At 48.3% G+C, this 26,675-nt stretch carries 22 protein-coding genes and 1 riboswitch; of the genes, 17 read left to right on the top strand and 5 right to left on the bottom strand.

The window, feature by feature from the left end; translation table 11 throughout:
* Nucleotides 1-15 precede the first annotated feature (15 nt).
* Nucleotides 16-1,374 carry a hypothetical protein gene (locus CYJ37_RS21735; protein WP_101551811.1) on the bottom strand — a complete coding sequence of 453 codons (1,359 nt, stop codon included), beginning with the start codon at nt 1,372-1,374 and terminating at the stop codon, nt 16-18.
* Between the two features lie 329 nt (nt 1,375-1,703).
* Here CYJ37_RS21735 and CYJ37_RS21730 point away from each other — a divergent pair, with 329 nt between their 5' ends.
* From CYJ37_RS21730 to CYJ37_RS21700, 9 genes are all read left to right on the top strand, one after another.
* The gene (locus tag CYJ37_RS21730; RefSeq protein ID WP_009792256.1) at nt 1,704-2,837 is read left to right on the top strand and encodes a zinc-dependent alcohol dehydrogenase; all 1,134 of its coding nucleotides are present in this window, start codon (nt 1,704-1,706) and stop codon (nt 2,835-2,837) included.
* Nucleotides 2,838-2,947: 110 nt separating this feature from the next.
* Nucleotides 2,948-4,426 (top strand): amidase, encoded by a 1,479-nt coding sequence (locus CYJ37_RS21725; protein WP_101552130.1) that lies wholly within the window; start codon nt 2,948-2,950, stop codon nt 4,424-4,426.
* 175 nt (nt 4,427-4,601) lie between these two features.
* Nucleotides 4,602-5,747, top strand: coding sequence for a DEAD/DEAH box helicase (locus CYJ37_RS21720; protein ID WP_094768136.1), 1,146 nt, complete (start codon nt 4,602-4,604; stop codon nt 5,745-5,747).
* A gap of 387 nt (nt 5,748-6,134) precedes the next feature.
* The gene (locus tag CYJ37_RS21715; protein ID WP_101552128.1) at nt 6,135-7,607 is read left to right on the top strand and encodes an amidase; all 1,473 of its coding nucleotides are present in this window, start codon (nt 6,135-6,137) and stop codon (nt 7,605-7,607) included.
* Nucleotides 7,608-7,683: 76 nt separating this feature from the next.
* Complete coding sequence (locus CYJ37_RS27845; protein ID WP_009792252.1) at nt 7,684-7,818, top strand: hypothetical protein; 135 nt, start codon at nt 7,684-7,686, stop codon at nt 7,816-7,818.
* 87 nt (nt 7,819-7,905) lie between these two features.
* A riboswitch (cyclic di-GMP riboswitch) is annotated at nt 7,906-7,992 on the top strand.
* Between the two features lie 45 nt (nt 7,993-8,037).
* A complete protein-coding gene (locus tag CYJ37_RS26930) occupies nt 8,038-8,916 on the top strand; it encodes an amidase (protein WP_142385290.1) in 879 nt (292 codons plus the stop codon).
* A gap of 155 nt (nt 8,917-9,071) precedes the next feature.
* Nucleotides 9,072-9,401 carry a PadR family transcriptional regulator gene (locus CYJ37_RS21710; RefSeq protein WP_022543345.1) on the top strand — a complete coding sequence of 110 codons (330 nt, stop codon included), beginning with the start codon at nt 9,072-9,074 and terminating at the stop codon, nt 9,399-9,401.
* The gene (locus CYJ37_RS21705; RefSeq protein WP_180827413.1) at nt 9,388-9,951 is read left to right on the top strand and encodes a DUF1700 domain-containing protein; all 564 of its coding nucleotides are present in this window, start codon (nt 9,388-9,390) and stop codon (nt 9,949-9,951) included. The genes CYJ37_RS21710 and CYJ37_RS21705 overlap by 14 nt, the downstream gene beginning before the upstream one ends.
* Nucleotides 9,948-10,901 (top strand): DUF4097 domain-containing protein, encoded by a 954-nt coding sequence (locus tag CYJ37_RS21700; protein ID WP_101551807.1) that lies wholly within the window; start codon nt 9,948-9,950, stop codon nt 10,899-10,901. The genes CYJ37_RS21705 and CYJ37_RS21700 overlap by 4 nt, the downstream gene beginning before the upstream one ends.
* 61 nt (nt 10,902-10,962) lie before the next feature.
* Here the strand turns inward: CYJ37_RS21700 and CYJ37_RS21695 are convergent, their stop codons facing one another.
* The 3 genes from CYJ37_RS21695 to CYJ37_RS21680 form a co-directional block, all read right to left on the bottom strand.
* Nucleotides 10,963-12,729: a glycoside hydrolase family 66 protein gene (locus CYJ37_RS21695; RefSeq protein WP_180827412.1), complete on the bottom strand. Its 1,767-nt coding sequence runs from the start codon at nt 12,727-12,729 to the stop codon at nt 10,963-10,965.
* Between the two features lie 60 nt (nt 12,730-12,789).
* Entirely contained in the window at nt 12,790-15,327 is a 2,538-nt protein-coding gene (locus CYJ37_RS21690; RefSeq protein WP_101551803.1) for a glycoside hydrolase family 31 protein, read from the bottom strand.
* A gap of 414 nt (nt 15,328-15,741) precedes the next feature.
* Entirely contained in the window at nt 15,742-17,265 is a 1,524-nt protein-coding gene (locus CYJ37_RS21680) for an FAD-dependent oxidoreductase (protein ID WP_101551800.1), read from the bottom strand.
* Between the two features lie 211 nt (nt 17,266-17,476).
* Between CYJ37_RS21680 and CYJ37_RS21675 the strand changes: the two genes are divergently transcribed.
* The 7 genes from CYJ37_RS21675 (at nt 17,477) to CYJ37_RS21645 (ending at nt 24,187) form a co-directional block, all read left to right on the top strand.
* Complete coding sequence (locus CYJ37_RS21675) at nt 17,477-17,728, top strand: hypothetical protein (protein WP_009792243.1); 252 nt, start codon at nt 17,477-17,479, stop codon at nt 17,726-17,728.
* Entirely contained in the window at nt 17,728-18,846 is a 1,119-nt protein-coding gene (locus CYJ37_RS21670) for a GerAB/ArcD/ProY family transporter (protein WP_101551799.1), read from the top strand. The genes CYJ37_RS21675 and CYJ37_RS21670 overlap by 1 nt, the downstream gene beginning before the upstream one ends.
* Nucleotides 18,840-20,432, top strand: a complete 1,593-nt coding sequence (locus CYJ37_RS21665) for a spore germination protein (protein ID WP_257964283.1) — start codon at nt 18,840-18,842, stop codon at nt 20,430-20,432. Before CYJ37_RS21670 ends, CYJ37_RS21665 begins: the two co-directional genes overlap by 7 nt.
* A complete protein-coding gene (locus CYJ37_RS21660; RefSeq protein WP_094768144.1) occupies nt 20,429-21,613 on the top strand; it encodes a Ger(x)C family spore germination protein in 1,185 nt (394 codons plus the stop codon). The genes CYJ37_RS21665 and CYJ37_RS21660 overlap by 4 nt, the downstream gene beginning before the upstream one ends.
* Nucleotides 21,614-21,710: 97 nt before the next feature.
* A complete protein-coding gene (locus CYJ37_RS21655) occupies nt 21,711-22,325 on the top strand; it encodes a general stress protein (protein WP_009792239.1) in 615 nt (204 codons plus the stop codon).
* Between the two features lie 90 nt (nt 22,326-22,415).
* Nucleotides 22,416-23,318: a phosphotransferase gene (locus tag CYJ37_RS21650; protein WP_094768145.1), complete on the top strand. Its 903-nt coding sequence runs from the start codon at nt 22,416-22,418 to the stop codon at nt 23,316-23,318.
* 59 nt (nt 23,319-23,377) lie between these two features.
* Nucleotides 23,378-24,187 (top strand): Fpg/Nei family DNA glycosylase, encoded by an 810-nt coding sequence (locus tag CYJ37_RS21645; RefSeq protein ID WP_094768146.1) that lies wholly within the window; start codon nt 23,378-23,380, stop codon nt 24,185-24,187.
* Between the two features lie 294 nt (nt 24,188-24,481).
* Here CYJ37_RS21645 and CYJ37_RS27440 read toward each other — a convergent pair whose 3' ends face one another.
* Nucleotides 24,482-24,634, bottom strand: coding sequence for a hypothetical protein (locus CYJ37_RS27440; protein ID WP_180827411.1), 153 nt, complete (start codon nt 24,632-24,634; stop codon nt 24,482-24,484).
* Between the two features lie 148 nt (nt 24,635-24,782).
* Between CYJ37_RS27440 and shc the strand changes: the two genes are divergently transcribed.
* On the top strand, nt 24,783-26,669 hold the full coding sequence (gene shc / locus CYJ37_RS21640) for a squalene--hopene cyclase (RefSeq protein ID WP_257964282.1): 1,887 nt from the start codon (nt 24,783-24,785) through the stop codon (nt 26,667-26,669).
* The last annotated feature ends 6 nt before the right edge of the window (nt 26,670-26,675 follow it).

The raw sequence follows: 26,675 nt of genomic DNA, 5'->3' as shown, positions 1-26,675 counted from the left end.
CTTCTTTTTAGTTTTTTATATAAAAACGTGTAAGAAGAAGGTTGTTTGCGGCGGCTGTGAAGGAGGAGCATTTAACCATTGATCATGGAAAAAAGCAACTGCGCTATATCTGGCCGCTTTTTCAGACATTGCATCAATCATAGGAACACCGGCAAAGTATATGGAAGGGAGTGCTGCTCCGCTTGATGCGGATTGTCCTCCGCTTGCCGTTGTGCTGGTGCCATTTGTTCCGCTGTTGGCAGGTACGTAGGCAATTGCCGCTTGTACCGGCTTTTCAGCTGGTGCCTTATCAGTGGCCTTGTTTTGGAACTTGTTTCCGCTTTCAGCAGAAGGCGCTGTTCCAGTCTCTGCTGAAGAACCGAAGAACTGTTCAGAAGCGTCTGCTGCCAAAGGTTCTGGCTGAGACAATCCATCAGTTAAAACTCCATCAGACTTGACAGGTGTTTTATCATTAACCGAATCTGGCTCTGTTTGATTGGCCGGTGTGTCTGCTGCCGTCATACCATCCGGGACGTTTGTATCAGCAGGTGTTGTAATGCTGATAGAATCGGTCCTGCCATTATCGGCAGACGGCGTATTCACCTTGGTGGAATCGCCCGCTCCAATATCAGCCGCCGGAGTTTTAACAGAAATAGAATCAGACACATCTACATCTGCGGCCGGAGTATTCACTTTGATGGAATCGCCCACCTCGGCATCGACAACCGGAGTTTTAACAGAAATAGAATCAGACACATCTACATCCGCGACCGGAGTCTTCACCTTGATGGAATCGCCCACCTCGGCATCGACAACCGGAGTTTTAACAGAAATAGAATCAGACACATCTACATCTGCGACCGGCGTGTTCACCTTGATGGAGTCACCCACTTCAGCATTGACAACCGGTGTTTTAACAGAAATAGAATCAGACACGTCCACATCTGCGACCGGAGTCTTCACCTTGATGGAGTCGCCCACTTCAGCATCGGCCACCGGAGTTTTGACGGAAATGGAATCGGAAACGCTGGCTTCGGTAATCTTTGCGTCCACTTTTATGGAAGGGTCCTCGGAAAGGTTAATATTCACCAGGGATTTTTCTTCCGCATTTTCGTCCTTTTCCACAGTGATGATTGGCTTTGTCACCGTCTTGACTGTTTCTTCTACTGCACCGGTCACTGTGCCAAGAAGAGAGGCATCTTTTGGTTTGGCTTTGTCATTATTCTGTTGTCCGCTTTGATCCTGGCTTTTCTCGCTTCGCTGCAGGGGGACCGTTTCTTTAACGGTGCTTGTGACTTTTTCTGTCGCAGAGCCCAGCAGCCCGTCCGCCAGTGCAGTCGAAGGGATGAAGCAGAAAGCCGCAAGAACAAAGGCTTGTACGAATCTGGCTGACACTCGAATCGCTCACCTCCTTTCAAAATTCCGCCTGAATTGGAACTTATTCCATCCTTTTGTACCCGGCGGAAATGCTTATAAACTTTTCGGTGTTCTGCTGAACTAACGAAAAAGAATTCGTTTTGGATTACTTTTTCATAAAAAAATTTGAAGTTTTTTAGAAAATCCTTTTAGGAGTAAGGGACTGGGGTGATGGGCATATTTGGAAAGCGAAAAGTAAAATAAAATATTCCTGCCAAAAAAATTTTGGAATACTTTTCTGAAAAAACATGTTCCCTTCCTCAGGTAATAGGGTATATCCAAATAGATTCTGGATAGGAGTGTGAGAGATGAAAGCCGTAACTTACCAAGGTTCCAAAGATATTCAAGTCAAGGAAGTTGAAGATCCAAGGATTGAGAAAAATGATGATGTTATTGTCAAAATAACTTCCACAGCGATTTGCGGGTCAGATCTGCATATCTACCAGGGAAATATGCCCCTGAGGGAAGGCTATATTATCGGACATGAACCGATGGGCATTGTTGAAGAGGTTGGCCCTGAGGTTACGAAGGTGAAAAAAGGGGACAGGGTTGTCATTCCTTTTAACGTTTCCTGCGGGCAGTGCTTCTTCTGCCAGCATGACATGGAAAGCCAATGCGATAATTCCAATCCTCACCAGGATACAGGAGCTTACTTTGGCTATACAGAAAGATACGGAAACTACCCTGGCGGCCAGGCAGAGTATCTGCGCGTCCCTTATGGAAATTTTGTACCGTTTGTTGTACCCGAATCCAATGAAATGGAAGACGAGGAGCTGCTGTTCCTTTCCGATGTTCTCCCGACTGCTTATTGGAGCGTTCTTCATTCCGGCGTCAAAAAGGGCGATACAGTTGTTGTTCTTGGCTGTGGACCGATCGGCTTGATGGCACAGAAATTCGCCTGGATGAAAGGTGCTTCCCGAGTGATTGCAGTCGACCATCTTGACTACCGCCTGCAGCATGCCAAGCTCGTCAATAAGGTTGAAACCTTCAACTTCAGTGAACATGATGATATGGGTGATTATCTAAAGGAAATCACAAGCGGCGGTGCCGAGGTTGTCATCGACTGCGTCGGCATGGACGGGAAGAAATCAGCGATTGAAAAAATCGAGCAAAAGCTGAAGCTTCAGGGAGGAACACTCGGGCCTATCCAGATGGCAACGAAGGCTGTCAAGAAATTCGGAACAGTCCAGCTGACCGGCGTTTACGGTGCAACCTACAATATGTTCCCGCTTGAAGCTTTCTTCTCCAGGAACGTAACGATTAAAACAGGACAGGCACCAGTTATCCATCTGATGCCGGAAATCTATAATATGATTGAAGAGAAAAAGATTGATCCGACCCACATTGTCAGCCACAAACTGCCCCTCGCAGATGCGGCACGCGGCTACCATCTGTTCAATGAACATGAAGACGATTGCACAAAGGTTGTATTGAAGCCATAAACAGCAGGCAGGTCCTTTCCGGGCCTGCCTTTCCTTTTGGCATTTTGCAGGATATCCACCTGATGTCAGAGAAATGTAAGTATACTATTTCTTTTAAAGCAGGTGGAAAAATGAACAAACTGTTTTTGGAAAATGATGCCCTTGCGCTGGCAGAGCTGGTCAAAAAGAAAGAAGCTGCGCCGATTGAGCTGGCAGAAGCCGCCATTGAGAATATTGAAGCATTGAATCCTGGGCTTAATGCAGTAATCAATAAAATGTATGACCAGGCAAAAAAGGCTGCTTTATCTGCTGATCTGGAGGGAAGTTTTGCAGGAGTGCCGATGCTGCTGAAAGATATCACGCAGGAAATCGCGGGAGAAAGAATCACTTCCGGCTCAAAGGCGCTGCAGAATTACCGTGCAAAGAGCGATTCTGAATTTGTGGCCAGGCTCCGGCGGACGGGTGCCATTTTTATAGGGCAGACGAATGTTCCCGAGCTTGCCTTGATGGGGATTACAGAGCCTGAATTTTACGGACCGGCCAGGAATCCATGGAATCCTGATTACACTCCGGGCGGCTCAAGCGGCGGTTCCGCTGCAGCAGTGGCGAGCGGGATGGTGCCGATTGCAGGCGCCAATGACGGCGGCGGCTCGATCCGCATCCCTGCCGCTTATTGCGGCCTGTTCGGCCTGAAGCCGGGCAGGGGAAGGACACCGGCCGGCCCTGGGATTGGCCGGCATTGGCAGGGGGCTTCATCCGACCATGTGCTCACCCGTTCGGTCAGGGACAGCGCTGCCATGCTAGATGAGCTGCATGGACCGGAAAAAGGCGGCGCCTTCTACGCTATTCCCCCATCAGAATCGTATCTGGGCTGTCTGGAAAAGCCGCTCCCAAAAACCATGAAAATTGCTTATACCACAGCTTCCCCGCTTGGCACCGATGTCCATCCCGACTGCAGGGAAGCTGTGCTCCGCACGGCTGCTATCCTCGAAGATCTGGGGTACCGGACCGAAGAAGCTGAACCGGATATAGACGGGAAGAAGCTTGCCCAAAGCTATATCACCATGTACTTTGGAGAGGTGGCTGCGGCGCTGGCTGGAATGGAGGCAACACTCGGGCGGAAGGTGTCCAGGACGGATGTGGAAGCATCTACATGGCTCCTCGGGATGCTTGGAAAAACAATCTCTGCCGGGGATTTTGTCCTGAGCATGAGGGAATGGGACAAAGCCGCCTATGTGATGGATTCTTTCCATGAGACCTATGACTTTTATTTGACTCCTGCCACTGCTTTTCCGCCTGCAAGGATCGGCGAGCTCAGCCTTAGAAATGCAGAAAAAACAGCTGTCCGGCTGATCAGCATGCTGAAGCTGGGAAAGCTTGCCCAAAAGGCCGGGCTTGCCGGCCAGCTCGCTGAAAACAGCCTGAAGCGGACGCCGTTCACCCAGCTCGCCAACCTGACAGGGCAGCCGGCGATGAGCGTGCCCCTGCACAGTACAGCAGAGGGCTTGCCATGCGGTGTTCAGTTTATGGCAGCCAAAGGGCGGGAGGATCTTTTGTTCCGGCTTGCATTTGAACTGGAACAGACGCCTCATTGGCTAAGGAAATATTGAGAGGCAGTTAGGGGATTTTTTACTGTGGGACCCAGCTCAGCTGGCATGAAGGCTGGACATCTGGAACATCATAAGCTAGTATCAGAACGGTACACAACTTTTTGTAAAACTGGGCATGCTCTAAAAAAGCAGCTCTGAAATAGATGAGATTTTTTTGCAAAAGAAGGAGATAGTTATGACTGAAAATCAATCTGTAGTTACCGGCCTGAAGCCTTTTATCCAGGAAGTCTGGGAAAAATCCGGCTTTAATGAGCCAACCGCCGTTCAATCGAAGAGCATCCCCCTTATCCAGGAGGGCAGGGACGTGATCGCCGAATCGCCGACAGGGACAGGCAAGACGCTTGCTTACCTGCTGCCGCTTCTTGATAAAATCGATCCCGGCAAAAAAGCGGTTCAAGCCGTTATTGTGGCCCCTTCACAGGAGCTTGTTATGCAAATCTTCTCGGAGGTCCAAAAGTGGGCAGAAGGAAGCGGCATAAAAGGAGCCACCTTCATCGGCGGCGCCAATACGAAAAGACAGCTAGAAAAGCTGAAGAAGCACCCGCAGATCGCTTTGGGCACGCCTGGACGGATGCTCGAGCTGATCAAACAGAAAAAACTGAAGATGCATGAAGTCAAAACTGTTGTGCTCGATGAGGGAGATCAGCTCCTTGTTCCTGAGCATCTTGAGACAGTAAAGACCATTTTAAAGTCAACCCTTGCTGACAGGCAGCTTGCTTTCTTTTCAGCAACACTTCCTGAAAGCACCGCGAAGGTTGCACAGGAGCTCTCCGCTGATGCCGAGCTCATCCGCGTAGGGAAGGAAGAGGCAATCCCTTCAGATGTGGACCATATTTATTTTGCCTGTGAGCAGCGGGATAAAATTAAACTCCTTGAAAAGATCTCCCGTGTGAAGGATATCAAGGGGCTTGCCTTTGTAAAGGATATCGGCAATCTGGCTGTCCTTTCCGAAAAGCTTGATTTTAAAGGCGTGAAGGCCGGAATCCTGCATAGCGACCTGGACAAAATGGACAGGCAGAAGCATTTGAAAAATTTCCGCGAAGGAAAAAGCAGCCTGCTGTTCGCAACAGATGTGGCTGCAAGGGGCCTTGACATCCAGGGTGTCACTCATGTTGTGCACTATGATTTTCCGAAAGACATCAAGCAATATGTCCACCGCTCAGGGCGCACGGGCCGTTTCGGCGCAAGCGGGACGGTCATCTCGCTCGTCACCGAAAGGGAAGAACGCGAACTGAAGAAGTTTTGCCAGGAGCTTGGCATCACGCCGGAGAAGAAAGTGTTTTATTCCGGTGATATCGTTGACGCTGATAGAAGAAGATAATAGGGAGCTGACAACCCGGGTTTGGGTTGTCAGCTTTTTTTGTTGGGTTTTTTTGAAAAAATGTAAGGTGGAAAAAATATCGGCTGTTTTGGGTGGAATAAATGAAAAAGTAGGGTGAATAAACGGAAAAGTAGGATGAATTAACTTAAATTGACCGGGGATCCACCCTAAAGGAATCAGGATCCACTCTAAATTGGTCTGATTCAACAAGATGGAACAGCAGAATTAAACCTAGCCTTAAAGAAAAGAATCATTTCCTAGAAAAACACCACAAATCCACCAGCGAATATTCGATGTCCTCTCTAACCAACCTTCATTATAGTAAAGGATTCAGAAAATATGCTAAAATATGAAAGTAAACTCAATGTGAAAGGAATCGATTCCTATATGAAAAATCCAAGGCTGAAAAAGCTCCAGGAAGAATGGCTCCTGGAGGCCACTATAGATGAGATGCAGGAGAAATTGGAGAAGGGCGAGGTTTCTTCGAAAGAGCTTGTGCTGATGTACCTGCACAGGATTGCGCAGAAGGATAAGAACGGCCCGGCCATCAACTCTGTACTTGAGGTCAATCCGGATGCTGCCCAGATTGCGGCGGCACTGGATGCCGAACGTAAGCTGAAGGGCAGCCGCGGGCCGCTGCATGGCATTCCTGTACTGATCAAGGATAATATTGATACTGCTGATAAAATGCACACCAGTGCCGGATCTCTTGCACTGAAGGAGTCGGTTGCAAAAGAGGATTCCTATGTGGCTGAAGCTTTAAGAAAGGCCGGAGCCGTTATTCTCGGAAAAACGAATATGACGGAATGGGCCAATTTTATGACAGAGGGCATGCCGAGCGGCTACAGCTCAAGGGGCGGGCAGGTGCTGAATCCTTATGGGCCGGGTAATTTTGATGTCGGCGGCTCCAGTTCGGGTTCAGGTGCAGCCATCGCTTCGAACTTTGCGGCAGTGGCTGTCGGAACGGAGACGTCAGGCTCGATTCTCAGCCCGGCAAGCCAAAACTCGCTTGTAGGCATTAAGCCGACGGTCGGCCTGATCAGCAGAAGGGGGATCATCCCGATTGCGCATTCCCAGGATACGGCAGGCCCGATGGCAAGAACCGTCAGGGATGCCGTTTACCTTCTCGATGTGCTTGCCGGCAATGATGACAGGGATCCTGCTGTGCTGAACAATCCAGAGTCAGACTATACCGAGTTTGCTGGTTTTCTTGATGAAAACGGGCTGAAGGGCAAAAGGATCGGCATTGCACGTGAAGTGTATTTTGATTATTTGAGCGGGGACAAGCTTGAAGTGATGAACCATGCGGTTGAACAGCTGAAAGCTCTTGGTGCCGAGGTGGTTGACCCTGTAGAAATCCCTTCTACAAAAAATAATTGGAAGTATGATGTACTTACATACGAATTCAAAGCAGATCTAAACGCCTACCTGCGCGGGGTTGCTCCTCATATAAAAGTGAAATCCCTTGCCGATGTGATTGCCTTTAACCTCGAAAACAGTGATGCAGCCCTTAAGTACGGACAGACCATCCTGGAGGAAGCCGAAAGAACAAGCGGGACTCTGACTGAAGAGGCTTATATCAGCTCGCTTGAGGAGGATGTCTACTTTTCGACTGAGCAGGGAATTGATCATGTCCTGAAAGAGCATCATCTTGATGCAATCGTGACGCCGAACAATTTTGGAGCGGGCATTCCGGCAAAGGCAGGCTATCCTTCCATCACAGTACCGGCAGGCTATTCCTTAGAGAATGAGCCTGTGGGCATTACGTTTACCGGCACTGCTTTTTCAGAAGCCGGTCTGATCAGCATGGCCTATGCTTTCGAGCAGGGGACAAAAGTGAGGAAATCCCCTCTCCTGTAAGGCCGCCAAAGCAGAATAACACATAGTGAAAAGGCCCATACTACCAGAGAAAACGCCAGTAAAGGAGCGAGGCAGCATGGGCAGGACAAAGCTTGGAAATGCAAATGCACAGCGCAACAATAATAAAAAAAGAGAAGGCTGGACAAGCGAAGAGCTGGTGGAATTCAACACCGGCACGAAAAGCAAGAAAGAAAATCAGCCTAAAGACTAAGAAGAAGGCCCCTGTCATCAGGGGGCCTTTTTGTGTAAAAAATATCTTTATTTTTCCTGAAAAGTGATTATAATCAAATTAACAACTTACTGATAAAGGCAAACCTGTCGAAAGGCAGGGACGCAAAGCTATGGGCCTTCCCGCGGATATGCGGCTGGCTGCCAGGCTGCCGGGCTCCTTTTTATGGATGTCATGGCATCATACAAAGGAGAGTATACAATGACTATCAAATTTTTTAAGACAGCTCTTTTGGCTGTACTGCTCGTGTTTGCAGCCTGCCCCGTGAAAGGAGAGGCTGCTGATATGAACCGCTCAACCTGGCTGTGGGATACAGCAGCCATAAAGGACAGGTCTGATGAAATCATTCAATTCCTGGCGGACAGGCAGGCAGATCAGCTGTATCTGCAGATTGACCAGAGCCTGCCGGCCGCTGTCTACCAATCTTTTATAGAAAAAGCAAATGCCGGCGGAATCAGTGTCCATGCATTGGATGGAGCACCTAAATGGGCCACGGCAAAAGGTGAAGCAGCCATGCGCAGCTTCTTCTTCTGGGTAGCTGCTTATCAGGAGCAGGCAAGCCCTGCCCAGCAGTTTTCAGGCATCCACCTGGATATCGAGCCCTATCTTCTGCCAGGCTGGGAAAGCAATTATAAAAGCACTGTGGTGAATTATCAGACCCGGATGCTTCAGGCTGCTTCCTTGTCCGCAGAGCTCAGTCTTCCGTTGGGGGCAGATATGCCTTTCTGGTTTGATGAAATGATGTTCAGCAATAAATTCGGCAGAGATTCCCTCGCAGGCTGGGTCATAAAGAATACTGACAGTGTGACGATCATGGCCTACAGAGATACAGCAGCAGGCCCTAATGGGATGATTGAGCTGTCCAGGAACGAGGTTGAGCTTGCGGCACAATATGGGAAAAAGATAGAAATTGCCGCAGAAACAGGGGCTTCCTCTGAAGCTGCGTATATCACTTTTTATGAGGAAGGCACACTAAGAATGGAAGAACAGCTTTCACTTGTCCGTGACGCTTATTCCTCAGATTCCCATGTGGGATTCGCTGTCCATCATCTTCAAAGCTGGATGGATTTGAGGCCATAATCATCTTTGGAAAATGCCTATTTTTAAAAAATAGGTATTTTTTTACGTTCAGTACCTTGTAATGTTCAATAGTGTATTGTATGATGGGTTTGTGAATGAATGGAAGGATTTACATGACTACTGAATAATGTTCACTACCGGTGGAGGTGCAAGGATTGAATGTTCAATTCAAGAAGGGTGTTCTTGAGCTGTGCGTGCTGCTGCTGATTTCTAAGAAAGATCAGTATGGCTACGAGCTCGCGCAAAACATCTCGGATAAAATCGAGGTGGCTGAAGGGACGCTCTATCCTTTGCTCAGAAGACTGACAAAAGAAGAGTATTTAACAACCTATCTGGCAGAATCAACGGAAGGGCCTCCCAGAAAATACTATTCACTGACAGAAAAGGGCAGGGATTATATGAATATGCTGATCGAGGAATGGCAGCAGTTTTCATTGGCGGTTAATCAATTTGTTGAGGAGGGAAAGTCCAGTGGCAGGGAATGAGTTTTTAGCAAGGCTGGAAAAGCTGCTTGGTAAGGTGCCGGAATATGACCGGCGGGAAATGCTGTACGATTATGAGGAGCATTTTGAAATCGGGCTTGCAAACGGCAGGACGGAAAGGGAAATCATGGAGGAGCTCGGTGACCCGCATGTCATTGCGCGCGACCTGCTTGCAGACTACAGGATTGTCAAAGCGGAGAAAACGCAGTCGGTCTCCAATATTTTTCAAGCTGCGACAGCGGCGGTCAGCCTCAGCTTTTTCAATCTGGTCTTTATACTTGGGCCGCTGATCGGCCTCGCAGGCGTCTATATTTCACTATGTGCGGTGGCGCTCGTTTTGACATTGTCGCCATTTGCCTTGCTGGGGTCTTCGTTTTTTACGGGCTTTGAGGATATGACCCTGAATTTCTTTGCTTCGCTGGCACTGTTCAGCCTGGGCCTGCTGCTTAGCATCGGAATGATTTATGTCGGCAAATTTTTCTACCGGGTACTTCTCGGCTATATCAAATTCAATGTCAGGCTAGTCAAAGGAAAAGGAGAGAAGGCGGCATGAAGAAACTGGTGGCGGGTTTGGTCGTTTTATTCCTGATCGGTGTCGGCGGTTCAGCCATTACACTCAGCGCTTCGGGAGGTCTGAATTTTAACACGGTTGAGATTAATCAAAGCGAGACGATAAAAGCAGATTCCATCCAGCATATCTCAGTAAATAGCGCTTCTACAGATGTGGTCATCAGGGAAGCTGGCAGCGAGAAAGATATAAAGGTGGCACTAACGGGGAAAGTCAGCAAAAAGCTCAAAGATGATTATAAACTGAAGGTCAGCGAAGATAACGGCACCCTGAATGTCGACCTTGATGTGAAGAATATGTTCCGCATGGGAGTGGTTATCATCCGTGATGTGAAAATCGAGGTGCTTCTTCCGAAAAAGGAATATGAGGAACTGGCAGTACAGGTATTATCCGGCGATATCAAAGCGGAAAACATTCAAAGCAAGGACAGCATTTTTGAGACAAAGAGCGGTGATGTTGCGCTGAAGGGAATGGAAGCCGGAGGCCAAATGGAAATCCAGGTGGCGAGCGGCGATGTAAGGGTAGAAGATTCAAAGGCGAAGGAATTGAAGTTTAAGGCAGCAAGCGGGGACATGCAAATCGATGGGTCAGCCGCAGAGTCAGCAGATTTATATACAGCTTCAGGGGATATAAAAATCAGCGAACTTTCCGGGGATATCGCTGCAAAAATTACTTCGGGCGACCTGAACATCAGCAATGATCAGCTGGCAGCCAGCATTACTGCCGAAACGGCAAGCGGGGATGTCAATATTTCATTCAAAGAGGAGCCAAGCGATATGATGGTTGATTTTAAGGCAACCTCCGGGGAGGGCAATGTCCAGCTTGATGGATTTCTTTTTGAAGAAAAAGAAGAAGACAGGATTCTCGGCAAAATTGGTTCAGGCGAGCATGTGGTAAAGGTTCATACTGCGTCCGGGGATTTTAATCTAAACTAACAATAGCGTGTCCAGGCGGAAAGCCCGGGCACGCTTTTATTTTTGGACAGGAATCTGTGTCCTAGTATTCAGCAACCACCATATCCCAGTAGGTTAATGACGGCATGCTGAATATAACATTCCCGTTTTCCTGCCTGAACGGAAGCTCTTCAGGCCTGCCGCCTTTAATATCAGGGGAGGCAAACCATAGGTTTTTGACCTTCCGATCTTCCTCTAAACTAAATGTAAGGTCCCGCCGTTCCTTTGGCTTAGCTTGATCGGCATTTGTATCGCGCCATTCCATATGGACCGCATCCAGGAAGTTGATGAAATGGAGGATTTTCCTGTTTCCGGATTCTTTCGGCAGCACCCAGATCTTTTGCTGTTCAGGATCTCCCATCGCTAATGGCAGCCCTTCATGGGATATGATCGCTGCCTCAGAGTCCCGCGTATGATCTCGCAGGATATTCTCATAAGCTGTTAAAAAATCATAATAACTGGCCATTTCTTGCTGAAGGCCTTCGGACACCTGAAGTTGATTGTGAGGGAAATATTCCTTGGAAAGCATATGCTCGCCCAATTCCAGATGTGCTCCGCCATTGGAAAAGATAACAGCATCTGTAAGCAGGACGCCGGCTTCATTAAACATTCCCTGCTCATCAGAATGACGGTAATTCATATAAGCGGCCAGAACAGAGGCCTGTCCGTTATTTGTAAGGTTCCTATTTTCATCCAGTATCTTCTTGAGATCCCCATAATGCTTATACGGATCCCATACTTCGGTATACAGAAACGCAGCACCTGCTCTGCTGATGGCCGGCTGGCCATACTGATTCACGGCATTCATCACAATCTCTTTTTCAGGCAGCTTCTGTTTGATTTTCTCCAGGAAAGGCTGGAAGCTTTCTGCAAGGTGGATGCTGTCTCCAAGCTCATTAAAAACTTCTCCCCTGTCACCAAGCTGATCGATATGCCAGCCATCAAAGCCCAGGTATTGGTATACCATTTTCTGCTGTTCTATCAGATGGTCCTGCCACCATGGATTGGTGGGATTCATGATCAGCAGATTGCTTTTCCAGCCGCCAGGGAGGGGATGGATGTCAGGCTCCGGGCTGCTCTGATCCTTAAAAAGCTGCCATTCACGGGGCAAGCCGTTATCTTCAAAAGATCCGTACAGTAGATTATATGCCATGGTTTTTATGTTCCTCTGTTTGGCTTCGCCGATATACTGCTGTACTTTCTGCAATGAGATGCGGCGGTTTGCGACATCCTCCCAATGGCCCGCCGGCAGCTTATCCTCCATCTTCAGGGGCTCCTGATGCTCAAAATGCCAGTCATAGAATTGAAGCCCATTAAGATGATAGCGGTTCAAGTCGGATATGATAGCGGCAGCTGTTTCGGGGGAAGAGTCAGCAAAGTCAGACAGAAACCCGTAGCGGGGAAACCGGCTCCAGCTGCTTGAAACGTCTACAGCAATTGTTTCGGTCTGTATGCTGCCGCCATTTTCCACAGATACGACGGCCAAGTAGCCTTTATAATTCTTTTCCGGAGGATTCCAGCTCCATCTGTGGGTGCCGGGAGCCTTCAGTTCTGCAGCCACTGTGTCCAATGGGCGGCCAAGATGATAATAGGTGACCTCCACCGTGCTCCCAGCCTCTGCTTTTATTGAAAATTGGACAGAGTCCCCGGGATTATAGCGGGCTTTATCGGTCTGCAGATTGAAAAATAAATCTTTTGACTCCTGCAGGGAGGGAGCATCATGAGTGGTTTTCTCTTCCTTTTCTTTCAGGCAGAAGCTGGCAAGCGCCGCCAGCAGCAGAAGTCCGAGGATGGCTGCTTTGCCTTTCAATATGATCACCTCTTTCAAAAAAGAAGGGCTAATCCCTGTCAGATTAGCCCCCTAGATCTTTTAGAATTTAATTTGAACCTTTTTGCCTTCTGCTGCAGGCACATTTACATACAATGTTTTTGAGTTTGTTTCATAAAAATAAGATTCTTTTGTTTGTGTCATTTCTTCCAGTGAGAAGACGGCGCGGTATTTCTTGCCGGCTGCCTGGATGCGCTTAGGCGCTTTCTCATTATTAAGCTTCAATGTCACCTGCTGGAGAGCTGAATCGTAGTTATCAGTCTCTTTCTTTTGGGTGAATTCGATCTTATTCGGTTTTTCATTCAGTGTAAAGTTTGTGATATCAAATTCACCGTCCTGATGGTCGAGTGATTTGCCGTCATCTTCATAGAAGCTGTAGCTTGCTTCTTTGTCCAAATAGGTGTCGAGCACCAGGTTTGTCAGTTCCTTTTCTCCTGTATACTGCTGGACTTCACGTGTTGGAATGATGCTGTCTTTTTTCACGAAAATCGGCAGATGCTCTAATGGGGCGCTGACACTGATTGTCTGTCCGCCTTTATATTCCTTCTTGGTCCAGAAGTCCACCCATGTGTCGCCTTTTGGCAGATATACATCGCGGCGTGTCTGTCCTTCTTTTACGACAGGGGCAAGCATCATAGAGTCGCCGAACATGAACTGGTCAGCAATGTCATATGTGTTGGCATCTTCCTGGTAGTGATAAACAAGCGGCTGCTGGACCGGCTTGCCTGTCTCGGAGGAATCCTTGAAGGCATTATAAAGATAAGGCATCAGCTGGTAGCGCATTTCAATATACTTCTTGGCGATTCCTTCAACCTCAGGCCCGAATGCCCATGGCTCCTGTCCCTGCTTTACTTCTGCTTTGGCGTCTGAATCATAATGGATACGGGAGAAAGGAAGGAAGGCTCCAACCTCGATCCAGCGTGTATAAAGTTCTTTATCTGGGCGGGAAGCAAATCCGCCAATATCATTACCGACGAAGGAAACACCGGATAAGCCTAGGTTCATATTCATCGGCAGGCTCATCTGAAGATGCTCCCAATTGCTTTCATTATCTCCTGTCCACAGTGCTGCATAGCGCTGGGAGCCGGCAAACATGTCACGCGTCAGGACAAACGGACGCTCATTAGGCTTATGCATGGCCCAGGCATTGTATGTTGCTTCTGCCTCGTCATGGCCATAAAGATTATGGTATTCCGTGTGCATGATTTTGTCATCTTCATATCCGAAATAAGTATCAAGCGGCATTGTATGATTATACTCTCCGCCATCCACAAAGACTGCAGGCTCATTCATATCATTCCAGATGCCGTCGATTCCTGCATCGAACAGGACTTTATGGTTTTTGGCCCACCAGTCCCGCACTTCCTCTTTGGAGAAATCAGGGAAAGCAGAGTCGCCAGGCCAAACTGGGCCAATGAAGTTTGTGCCATCCGGATTTTTGCCCCAGAAGTCTTTGGCAGTGCCTTCCTGATAGATTTTGTAATTTTCATCCTGCTTGACCGCAGGGTCGTTGATGGCAATAGCATGGAAGCCTTCCATTGATTTCAGCTTTGAAAGGGCATCTTTATATTTCTGATCCCAAGTGAAGACCCTGTAGCCCTGCATATAATCGATATCAAAATGCATGGTATCAAGCGGAATATTCTTATCTCGGTAAGTTTGGGCCACATCGGTAATTTCATCGGCGGTATAGCCCCATTTGCTCTGGTGCAGTCCCAATGTCCATTCGGCAGGCATGTCCATTTTGCCTGTCAGTTCAGTATACCGGTCAAGGACATCCGAAATTTCCGGTCCATACATAAAGTAATAGGTAAGCGGTCCGCCGTTGGCATAGAAGTAGTAATAGTCATCCGACTCGCTTGCCATTTCATAGTAAGAACGGTAGGAGTTATCAAAAAGGATCCCGTAGGCTTTTTTATCTTTCAGGCCCATAAAGAATGGGATGCTTGTATAAACATATTTTGTATCCTTTGTATAAGCATAAGCATCAGTATTCCACATCCCGATGCTTTCGCCGCGCTGGTTCATATTCAGGCCGGCCTGTTCGCCGAAGCCGTAGAAGTTCTCGCCCTTTTCGGTTTTCTTGAAAACATATGGCTTTCCATCTTCATAGCCGGATGAGGCACCGTTTTGAAGATAATCTTCATTGATTACTTGGCCCTCTTTATCAAGGAATTTCACCCCGAATGGCGACTTGCTTACTTTAATGGTCAGCTCGCCGGTTTTGATGGTATATTCTTTTTTGCCGTCTTCAGTGCTGAAGAGAGGAGTTTTCCAATCCTTCTTTGCAATGGCAGGAGTTTCTTCTTCTTTCTGGCCGTCCTTTAAGACAGAAACTTTGACAAGGTCTTCTGAATAAATACGTATAAATGCTTCATAATCGCCAAGGTCGAATTGGACCCCGTTTTTAAGCTTTTTCACACTCTTGGCTGAAAGAGTCTGAAGGTTCTCCTTTTTGAGCGGAGTGTCAGCCTCAGGCTGTGTGACTGCAAGCGCACCTGGTATGCTTGCAGATAGTGCGACACCGGCAGCGATTGCCGCGGCAGCCAGCATCCGGAGGGTTTTCCTGGACTTTGCCATATGTATCTCCCCAATTCTGTATAGTTTTTACAACCTGACTTTAGAGGAGAACGTGGAGGTGGTCAATACTTGTATATACAACTAAACAGATGAAGTCATTGGACCCAGAAGCCCCAGAAATGCTGCTGTGAAATCGTTTGCGTCACTTCGTGAAAGCGTTTTGCTGATTGATGCAAAATGAATCCTTTACACTAAGCCTTTACAGTCTGTCATATTAAAGGGGACTTATGGGTCAAATCCTGTAATATAGTAAAAAAAGGATTGGAACAGAGGAGAAGAGGGAAAGAGTAGAATTTGTTTGATGCGGGAGTTGGAAGTGGAAAAGAAGTGCCGGATTATCTTTTTGAAGCCCCAGCCAGTACCCGATGGCAGGCAGAAAGCCCCCGCAGCAGCCAGCCGCAGGAGCTTCCCAAATCATTCACCCTGGATTTTTTTAAGCGGAATTTCTGCCGGGCCTTCGACAACTTCTCCTGTGTAAGAAAAGCGCGAGCCGTGGCACGGGCAGTCCCAGGTCCGTTCGCCATTATTCCATTCACATTCGCAGCCCATATGTGTACAGGTGGTGTCGACGATATGAAGGGCTCCTTCTTTATCCCGGTAGGCCCCGGCCCTTTTGCCATTTACGATGACAGGTGCACCGTGGTCCGGTTCAATATCATCGAGCTCGGCAGGGATATATTCGAGCTTCCCTTTAATCAGCTGGCCTGCAACATCGGTATTGAATTTAATGAATTCCTTGATGCTTGGATCGGCTTTAAATCGGGAAGGGGTGAATACTTCCTTATAAGGACTTTCCTTTTTGGCAATAAAATCATTCAGCAAATGGGCAGCCGCAATTCCGTTCGTCATCCCCCATTTACGGTAGCCGGTGGCAACATAAATGTTCGAGGCATTTTCAGTGATTGGGCCAACATACGGGATCTTATCCAATGTGATTAAATCCTGTGCAGACCATCTGTATGGATACTCCTCTATGCCCATAACCTCCTCTGCGAATTCCTCCAAAGCCTCGTAATGCTTAAGAGTATCCGATTCGTGCCCGGTTTTGTGGCTGTCACCGCTGATAAGGACCAGCTTCTCGCCATTTACCGGTGTATAACGCAGGGAGCGTGTCGGCTGATCGGCACTGTAGTACATCCCGCCCGGATATTCCTCACGTGTCTTCACAGCGACAATATAGGATCTTTCCGGCTCCATTCTCGCAAAATAAAAGCCCTTGCCATCATAGAATGGGAAGTGTGAGGCGACAATCACATGCTTGGCTGTAACGGTTTGGCCATTCCTTGTTTTAACTGAGGCAGGCTGTCCCTCCTCAATATCGACCGCTGTTGTATTTTCATACACTTTGCCGCCTGCTGCTGTAAATTCCTCAAGAAGCACCTTCAGGAATTTCAAGGGGTGAAATTGTGCCTGTCCCTTCATGACAGCTACCCCTTTGATGTCTATGTTAAATGGGATGCTATCAGCAAAGCTGCTGTCGATTCCAAGCTTCTGGTAGGCTTCATATTCCTTTTGCACCTTGCCGGCAGCCTGGTCGGAAACCGCATAGATATAAGCGTCCTCCATGCTGAAGTCACAGTCGATCTTTTTTTCCTCGACAAGGTTTTTTACAAAAGTGATTGCTTTTGCATTCGCCTGATAATAAAGCTTCGTTTTGTCTTCCCCAAAGTGGCTGATCAGCTCATCATAGATGACTCCGTGCTGGGCGGTCAGTTTGGCAGTTGTATGCCCCGTTGTTCCGTTGAGGACGTTTCCTGCTTCAAGGATCGCTACCTTAAATCCCTCTTTTGCGAGAAGGTAGGCAGCGGTGATTCCTGTAATTCCTCCGCCGACGATTGCGACATCAGTCTCGATATTTTCATTAAGCGCCTCATAGGATGAGAGCGGGGTTTCCCTCCAGTACGGTTCCGGAAACTGCGGCATTTGTGAATGATTCATATCTTTCCTCCTCAGGTTTTTCTTCTAGTAGATAATCTTTCCTTTCCAAGGGGGGCATATTCGTTCTTCTGCATAGCTGCTGTAAATTTCATACCCTTTTGGGCCGGAAGATAATCGCAGGAAAAAGAGTTGCGGCAGGGACGGAATTATTGGATAAAATAAGCAGCAAACTTAAATACTAGAAATGCAACTTTAAAATGGATGGGAAGATATGATGGTCACTCTTTCGTTTATATTGGTTTCCACAGGCTTGTTTGTGCTGACTCTTCTCTTTGATTTATTTGTTTTTAAAAGTACAGTCACTGAAGCAATTCTGAATATTTTTTATGCCGAAATTGCTGCAGGAAGGGTCATTGCATTGTTTGTTTTTTTCCTCGGCATGGGTTCCAGCCTGTTTATCGACATAAGGCTTTATAAAAATAAAAAAGCTGAAAAAGCACAGTCGAAGGGAAGTGGGAGCTGATGTTAAAAGAAAGTATATCGCTCAGCCAGCTGATGACGCTGGTCATCAATTTCCTGCTCGGCAGTGCGATTATCATTGGTGTCGGCAAAGGCGCAGAGCAGGATGCCTGGATAGCCATGGTCATTTCTACAGGCTTTGGAATGGGAATTGTCTACTTTTACTGGTTCCTGATCAGCCGACTTCCCGGAAAAAACCTTTATGAAATCATGGAGCACTGCTTTAAGCGCTATCTTGTCATTCCAATGGCATTACTATATGTCATTTATTTTCTCTACATATCCAGCAGGGTGGTGAGGGATTTTGGCGAGCTGATCGCGTCTGCCATTCTTCCCAATACGCCAATTGAAATGATATCCCTTACCATCGCTTTGACGATGGGCTATATCCTTTACCTTGGCATTGAAGTGCTTGGGCGGACATCTGAAATTTTCTCTCCTTATGTGGTGCTGTTTGTGCTATTGCTGACGATTTTCCTGCTGGCAAGCGGAAACCTGGAATTCAGCCGGATCGAGCCGGTCCTTGGCGAGGGCATCATGCCTGTGGCCAAAGCTGTTTTTCCTTCGCTGTTTGTATTTCCATTCGGCGAGCTTATCGCCTTTACGGTCATCCTCGGAAAAGTCACCAGCTTCAAATATGTCAAAAGAGTCTCATTAATGGGAACAGCGATTGCCGGGCTGCTGCTGACCCATGCGACCATTCTGATGGTCATGACGCTCGGTTCGGATGCGATGGTCCGATCCAATTTTCCGATGCTCAGTGCGGCAAGGCAGGTTTCCATCGGCAATTTCATTGAGCGGATCGATGCCCTCGTCGTTTTCATTATGATGCTCGGCATCCTGATAAAAGGCTCGGTCTTTCTTTTTGGCGCGCTGAAAGGGCTGGAATACGTTTTCCGGCTGCCCTATCGATACTTTGCCCTTCCTATGTCAGCGGTCGTGTCCCTGTTTTCTGTACTGATTTCGGTCAATTTTGCCGACCATCTGGAGGAAGGGCTTGTTGTAGTCCCTTATTTTGTTCATTTGCCGATGCAATTCGGCATTCCATCTGTCCTCCTGGCTGTCTTGCTGTGGAAAAACCGAAGCCGGAAGCGTTTCGGGAAAAATGGGGTGAAATGTTGAAACGCATTAAAACACTCAGCCGCATAAAAAGAGTCGAAAAAGAGAGGGAGGAAAAGACTGAAAGGGAAACTGGCGATAAGAGCCTAGACAGCTATGAGCTAGAAGAACTTAAAGAGGAATTATCCTGCCGTTTCGGGGCTTCAGCCGATCTGAAAATTGAAGAACTCAAGGCCGGAGCGGCTGATGCCCTTCTTTTTTATTTGGAAACCATGATCGACAGCAATGTGCTTAAGGAAATCATTCATTCAATTGCCAAAGAGCCAGGACCTGATTCAAAGGTAAAAACCATTGATGATGTCAAGGGCTACGGCAAAGAGCATTTCGGAGGATCAGGCTATAAGCTTGCAGAGACAGTCTCGCAAATGACTGACTTTATGCTTTCGGGAAGTATTATCCTTGCTTTTAAAGGTGTACCCCGGGCCATTTCCATTCCTGTTCCCACCACTGAAAGCCGGTCGATAGCTGAACCAAGCACTCAGACCGTCGTCAGGGGGCCTAAGGATGGATTTGTAGAAACTTTATCGGTAAACGTCAGTCTGATCCGCAGGAGGATCAAGAATCCCAGGCTTCAATTTGAGGAATTTACTATCGGAAATGACACGCGCACAACGGTCTTTATCAGTTATATGAAGGATATTGCCGACAGCGGGATTGTCGAGGAGGTCCGCAAACGGCTGAAAAAGATTGATACGGGCGCGATTTTTGAAACAGGGAATATTGAAGAACTGATTGCAGATAAAACGGCCACTCTATTTCCGTTGGCCCTCAACACCGAGAGGCCTGATGCAGTAGCGGCCAATCTGCTGGAGGGAAAAGTGGCCATCCTTTGTGACGGAACGCCATTTGTGCTGCTCGTGCCTGCGGTGCTGGTCGACTTTTTTTCCGTTTCAGAAGACTATTACCAAAACTTCCTGATGGGCACATTCATCCGTTTTATCCGCTATATTTCTTTTATGATTGCACTCATCACGCCTTCCCTGTATGTCGGCATTCTTACCTTTCATCATGAACTGCTTCCGACCACGCTGCTTTTGAGTGTAATCGCGCAGCGGGAAGGCGTGCCGTTCCCAGCTGTGATTGAAGTTCTGCTGATGGAAATCACCTTTGAAATCCTGCGTGAGGCAGGCGTCAGAATGCCGCGCGCTGTAGGGCAGACTGTATCAATCGTCGGAGCGCTCGTCATCGGGCAGGCTGCAGCCGAAGCGGGGATCATATCCAATATTATGGTCATTATCGTTGCCATCACAGCCATTGCCAATTTTGTTTCACCCACATACAGCTTCGCCAATGCCTCGAGGCTGCTGAGATTCCTGCTGATCATCACAGCTGCTTTCCTTGGCCTGTATGGAGTCCTGATTGTGCTTGTTCTGATGGTGGCTCACTTAAGCGCTCTCCGTTCCTTTGGAGTTCCTTATCTGGCCCCAGTAGCCCCGTTTATCATTGAAAGCCAGAAGGATGTGTTCTTCCGCTTTCCTTTCTGGAGCATGAATAAAAGGCCAAGCTATTTGAAGCCGCAAAAAGAAGAGAAGCAGCCTAAGACCGGCTCCCCTTCCCCGCCTCCGATGAATGGGGGTCATGGGAAATGAAAAAGATCATAGCTGTTATGGCTTTGTGCTGCCTGCTGACTGGATGCTGGGATCAAAAGGAGCTGGCAGAGGTTACCGTAATTACCGGTATGGCTGTGGACAAGGGGAAAGATGAAAAATACTACCTGTCTGTAGAAGGCATTAATGCTGCGGAGCTGAATAACCGGACTGCCGGCGGTAATGCACCTTCGATTGTGTATGGGAAGGAAGGGAATTCCCTGTCCGAATTGACGAACCAAATGAGTGAGGGCATTTCGCGAAACCTGGTGTATTCGCATATGAGGACTTTGATCATCAGTGAAGAAGTGGCGGAGGACGGGATGCTGGAGTTTCTGGATTACCTGGAGCGCAATAGGGAGATGCGGGATGATTTTAATATCGTAATTTCAAGGGGAGTAAGGGCCGAAGAAGTGCTGAAGGTGACGTACCAGTTCCAAAAGTCCACTTCCCTTAAGCTCCATACACAGCTGGACACGATGGAAGAAACCTGGGGAGGCGACCCCGGCGTGAGGCTGAATGATGTGATCAGCGCCTGGACGTCCCCTGGCCGGCAGCCAGTCATGGCTGCTGTTGCCATTAAGGGGGATCCGGAAAAGGGATCGAGTGTAGAGAATATGAAGAAAGTAACACCGGATGCGCTGGTTGTGCTGGATTCGCTTGCAATTTTTGAAGGCGGCAGGCTGGATGGTTTTCTAAGTCTTGAGGATGCTCGGAATTACCTCTGGACACAGGACAAGATTAAGAGTACAAGCCTAACAATAAGCTGCGGGGAAAACCGCTACATCGACATCAGAATCTATAATACAACAACAAAGACAAAAGCAAGGATTGAGGACGGCAAGGCGAAAGTTAAGATCGACATAAGAGGGGAGAGTTATTTGGAGGGCACCCAATGCGCTGATTCAGTCGACTCTGTATCTACTTATGAAGATTATGAGGAAAAGACAGAGAACCACATTGAAAGAATCGTTGCAGATACTATCAGAAGAGTGCAAAAAGAAGACAAAGCAGATATCTTCGGATTCGGCGATGTGGTCAGAAGAAAAGATTATAAACACTTCCACGAGATAGAAGCCGATTGGGACCAATACTTTTCTGAGGCGGATGTCGAGGTGACCGCTCTCATTAAAATGAGAAGGACGGGGATCAGAACCAAATCATTCTTATCAGAGACCAACTAGCTGATGTTTACAGGATGCGCCTGCGGGTAAAATCACTCTATAGGCTCGCCTGAAAAGCTTGTCTATTTATCTTAGCTTATTAAGGAGGCAAAAGATAATGGCAGAAGAACAGAAGCATATAGTAGGCGTTTATGATACACAAAGTGAAGCCATTGAAGCTGTAGAGGAATTAAGGGCCCAAGGCTATGACACAAAGGATATTTCAGTGGTAGGGAAAAATGATGATGACGTGGAAGCAGTAACAGAGCAGACAGGGACGAAGGCGGAAGAAGGCCTTGCTGCCGGAGCTGCTGCCGGAGGTACGCTCGGCGGACTTGCAGGATTGCTGGCAGGAGCCGGAGCCCTTGCCATCCCGGGCATCGGTCCGGTGCTCGCCGCAGGACCCCTTGCAGGAGCACTCACAGGGGCAGCTGCCGGAGCCGGACTTGGAGGGCTTACAGGAGCCCTCGTCGGTATGGGAATTCCGGAAGATGATGCCGAGCATTACAGCGGCCAAATCAAGGAAGGCAAAATACTGGTGTTTGTTGACGGCAGATCGGACAAGCTGCGTGAGCAGAAAATGAATCCTGGTGAAGCTGGCATGCCGGACAATGAACCAGTTATGCCGGTCGACAACGTCTATGTTCCCCCTCAAGGGACAAGGTCGCCTGTCTCAGATGACCCGGAAATTGTAAAAGACAGAATGAAGGTCGACAACAATAAAATGTATTAAAGAAAGGGCACCCGCTGCAAAGGGTGCCTTTTTCCTTATGTTGAAAAACGGAGCGGCCAGTAGTATAACTAAGAAAAAAGGGGGATCTATATGCAGAATCAGCCATGGAATGGAGAAGTGTCCATTGCTCCCCTTGAGGCGAGGGAACTCCTGTTGAGCCAGTTTCCCGAATTGGCGCCTGCTGAGGTGGAGCACTTTGGAGAAGGCTTTGATAACAGAGTGTTTTTAGTCAATGATGAATATGTATTCCGCTTTCCGCGGAAAGCGGCAGCAGAAGAGCTGCTGAAGACAGAAAGCCGGATACTGCCTGAGCTCCGAATTGCTGCCGGAGTCGATTATCCTGTGCCGGTATTTAGCGGAAAACCTGATAAAGGCTATCCGTGGTTTTTTTCCGGATACAGAAAAATCAGCGGATCAGCTCCAGCCGGGCCGGGCGGGACGAAGTCGGCCATCAGGCTGGCTGAATTCCTGAAACAGCACCACTCTTTTCCAATTGAAAGAGCCGAGGAGCTCGGTGTCCCATATGATACATATAACAGGCTTGATATGGAAACAAGGCTCGTGAAGATGGAAGAGTACGCCGAAAAAGGGAAAGCGGCTGGAATCCTTAAGGAGGAAGAAAGCCTTTTTTCTTATATCAAAAAAGCCATACCCATAAAAGTGGAATGTGATCCAGTTCTTGTGCACGGCGATCTGCATATAAGAAATATCCTGGCCGATCCTGAAGGGGAAATCAGCGGAATCATTGACTGGGGCGATGTTCATCTCGGCAATCCCAGCATTGACCTTTCCATTGCGTACAGTTATCTCCGGCCGGATGCCAGGGAAGAGTTTTTTGGGGCATATGGAGAACCTGGGCCCGAAGCAAGGGATCTCGCAAGATTCAAAGGCATCTATACAGCCTTGCTGCTTGCGGTATATGCCCATGACCGCGGGGATGCAGTTCTAGTTGGCGCTGCAAGTGACAGCCTGGCCCTGGCGCTGGCTGGCTGAACGGGTACATGAAGATCCCCTTTTCATTTCATACTAGTTATATGAAAGGGGGGCATCTTATGCCCGAGCTTCCTGAAATGGAAACCTACCGCCAGCTGCTGGGCCGTCAGCTGACGGGGCTTATGATCACAGAGGCCGAAATCAACAGAGAAAAATCTATCAATGTTCCGCCGGCAGAATTTATCAGGCAGGTGCAGAACAGCACAATCACAAGCATCGATAGGCGCGCCAAGCATCTGATCTTCCGGCTCAGCTCCGGAAAAAATCTTCTCCTCCATCTGATGCTTGGAGGATGGATGTATCTTGGCAATGACGAAGATAATCCTGACAGGACAAAGCAGGTGATCCTGTCATTTGGCAGCAGGAAGCTGTACTTCATCGGCCTGAGGCTCGGCTACCTGCATCTGCTGACTGCACAGGAGCTGGAGAAAGAATTCGAAGAGCTGGGACCGGAACCTTTGGATCCTGGATTTACGGCAGCCTCATTTGCCCAGTTATTGGAGAAAAAACGTGGAATGCTCAAGACATCGCTTGTGAACCAGCATTTCATTGCAGGAATCGGAAACTGCTATTCAGATGAAATCTGCCACCAGGCCGGACTTTTGCCGATGAGGAAAATCGAGGAGCTCAGCGAAATGGAGAAGAGCAGACTGTATCCGGCAATGAAAACAGTGTTTGCAAACGCAATCCAGAGCGGAGGCTATATGGATGAGCCGCTTTTTAAAGGCGATCTGATAACCGGCGGCTATAATGAACGCTGCATGGTATATGACAGAGAAGGGGAAAGCTGCCTCCGCTGCGGCTCACGGATCGTAAAGGAAGAAATTTCATCACGGAAAACCTTTTATTGTCCAGGCTGCCAGTCGTGAATTCTTTTTTATATGCGTAAAAATAGCCCAGGGAGGAGGTCCTTGGGCTTTTTTTGTTATTTACATGAATTGGCGGCCCGATTTTTATGGCAGGCTGGCGTTTTCTAATTGAAGAGCCGGTTAATTTACCAGCTTAAAGATTTTTTCGATCAATTCGCGGAATAATCTACCGAATTTCCGTCTTTTTTAATCAAATGAAAAGATAATCTACCAAGTCCAGCTTACAGCCTATTTCGCCGCCCTGAAGACTTGCATGATCCAGCCCGGCGCTGGACTATATGTCGAGCTGCCCCTTTATTTGATTTCCTCATTAGTTTCCTCCGGCGCCGGGTCGACCGTAACAGAATCATGGGTGTGCATGGCGGCGCGCAGATAATGGACGAACATGCCGCCAACAAGCCCCAGGCAAAGGATAAAGCCGGCAGTAATGATCCATGAAAGAAGCATATGTCCTCCCCCTTTCTTATAGTTGTCCTCACTGAACTATATGCAGGGGCATGAAAGATATTGCCTATCGGCCATAAGCTGCTTCAGAATCTGACAGGCTTCTCCTGAATACATATTTATGAAGAATAGAAATAAGGGGGCGGGCTGCATGCAGCTGGTGAAAAGCGAAATTGAACGGTTAAAGCAGCAGCTTTTAAGTGAGCAGACACCGGACGGTTCCTGGAATCATCCTTTTGATACAGGGTGTATGACCGATATTTATATGATTGTCCTTTTGCGGACGCTTGAGGAAGAGGATGAGGAAGAGCTGATCAAAGAGCTGGCAAAGGGAATCCTGAGCCGGCAGGGAAAGGACGGGGCATGGCGGCTTTTCCATGACCATCATGAAGGGAGCCTTTCACTAACGATTGAGGCCTATTATGCGCTCCTTTACTCAGGGTATTATGAGAAAAATCATCCTGCTCTGGTGAAGGCAAGAAGGTTTATTACAAAAGGAGGGGGCCTGAAGAAGGCAGGAATGTATACGAAAATCATGCTTGCCTTGACAGGGCAGTATCCATGGCCCCTTCTTTTTCCGGTCCCGATGGAAGTGATCCTCCTGCCGAGAAGCTTTCCGCTCAATATGTATGATATTTCGGTCTTTGGCCGCTCCAATCTGATTCCGGTCATTCTTCTGGGCAATAAAAAATTCAGCAGAAAGACGGCCTTGAGCCCGGATCTTGGCGATTTGTCCGTCAGGGATGATGATGATCCATGGCCGGAGCTGAGGAGTGCGGAATGGAGGAGCTTAACTTCTTTTCTTGCCGCCGGGGTTAAGGCGCTTGTGGGCATTCCGCGTCAGATCCGGGCATGGTCGATAGAAAAAGCGAGGGAATATATGCAGTCGCATACAGAGCCGGACGGGACGCTTTATAATTATTTCAGCAGCACATTTTATATGATTTTTGCTCTGCTGGCATTGGGAGGCGGCACGGAGGAACCCGCGATCAGAAATGCTGTTGCCGGCTTGAAGCGGATGACTGTAAAAGCCGACGGCCGTACGCATATTCAATATACAACGGCTGCTGTCTGGAATACAGCGCTGATCAGCCATGCCCTTCAGGAAGCAGGTGTCCCTCCGAAAGAGGATGCCATCCAAAAAGCCAACCAGTATTTGGCCGGCCAGCAGCATCGCCGGTTTGGGGACTGGATTGTCCACAATACAAAGGCAGAGCCGGGCGGCTGGGGATTTTCGCGTTTCAATACAATCAATCCTGATGTGGATGACACAACCGCCGCCCTGAGAAGCCTTCACCAGCCTGCCCGGGAAAAGCCGCATTATGATGATATATGGAAAAAAGGTCTTCTTTGGACACTGTCTATGCAGAACAGGGACGGGGGCTGGCCTGCGTTTGAAAGGAATGTCGATAAGAAGCTGCTGCATCTCCTTCCCATCCAGGGAGCAGAGTTTATCCTGACCGATCCCTCAACTGCCGACCTGACGGGGAGGACTCTTGAATTCCTTGGCAAGGCCGGCTATGCGGATGCTTCTCTTCCGCCTATCAAAAAAGCGGTCAAGTGGCTCAAAAAGCATCAGGAACCGAATGGATCCTGGTATGGCCGCTGGGGAATCTGCTATATATACGGAACCTGGGCGGCAGTAACCGGAATGGCGGCTGTTGGTGTCACATTAGAGGATAAAAGCATGAAAAAAGGGATCGACTGGCTTTTGTCCATCCAGAATGAAGATGGCGGCTGGGGAGAATCCTGCCGGAGCGATATGGAGAAAAAGTATATCCCGCTGAAGGAAAGCACCCTCACCCAGACCGCATGGGCCGTTGATGCCCTTGCTGCTGCCGGCATGGCGGATAGCACGCCATCAAGGAAAGGGGCTGCCTTCCTGGTGAGGGAAGGCAAGCGCAAGGATTGGACTGCCGATTATCCAATGGGTCAGGGGATGGCCAATTTCTTTTATATTCATTACCACAGCTACCGCTGTATATGGCCGCTCCTGGCCTTGAGCCATTATATAGAAAAAAGTGAAGCCCCGGACTGAAATCCG

It is taken from the genome of Bacillus sp. UMB0728, assembly GCF_002858875.1.
GTDB lineage: Bacteria > Bacillota > Bacilli > Bacillales > Cytobacillaceae > Bacillus_AB > Bacillus_AB infantis.
Note: the sequence above shows the minus strand (reverse complement) of the source record. Positions and strands in the feature narration are given on the sequence as shown.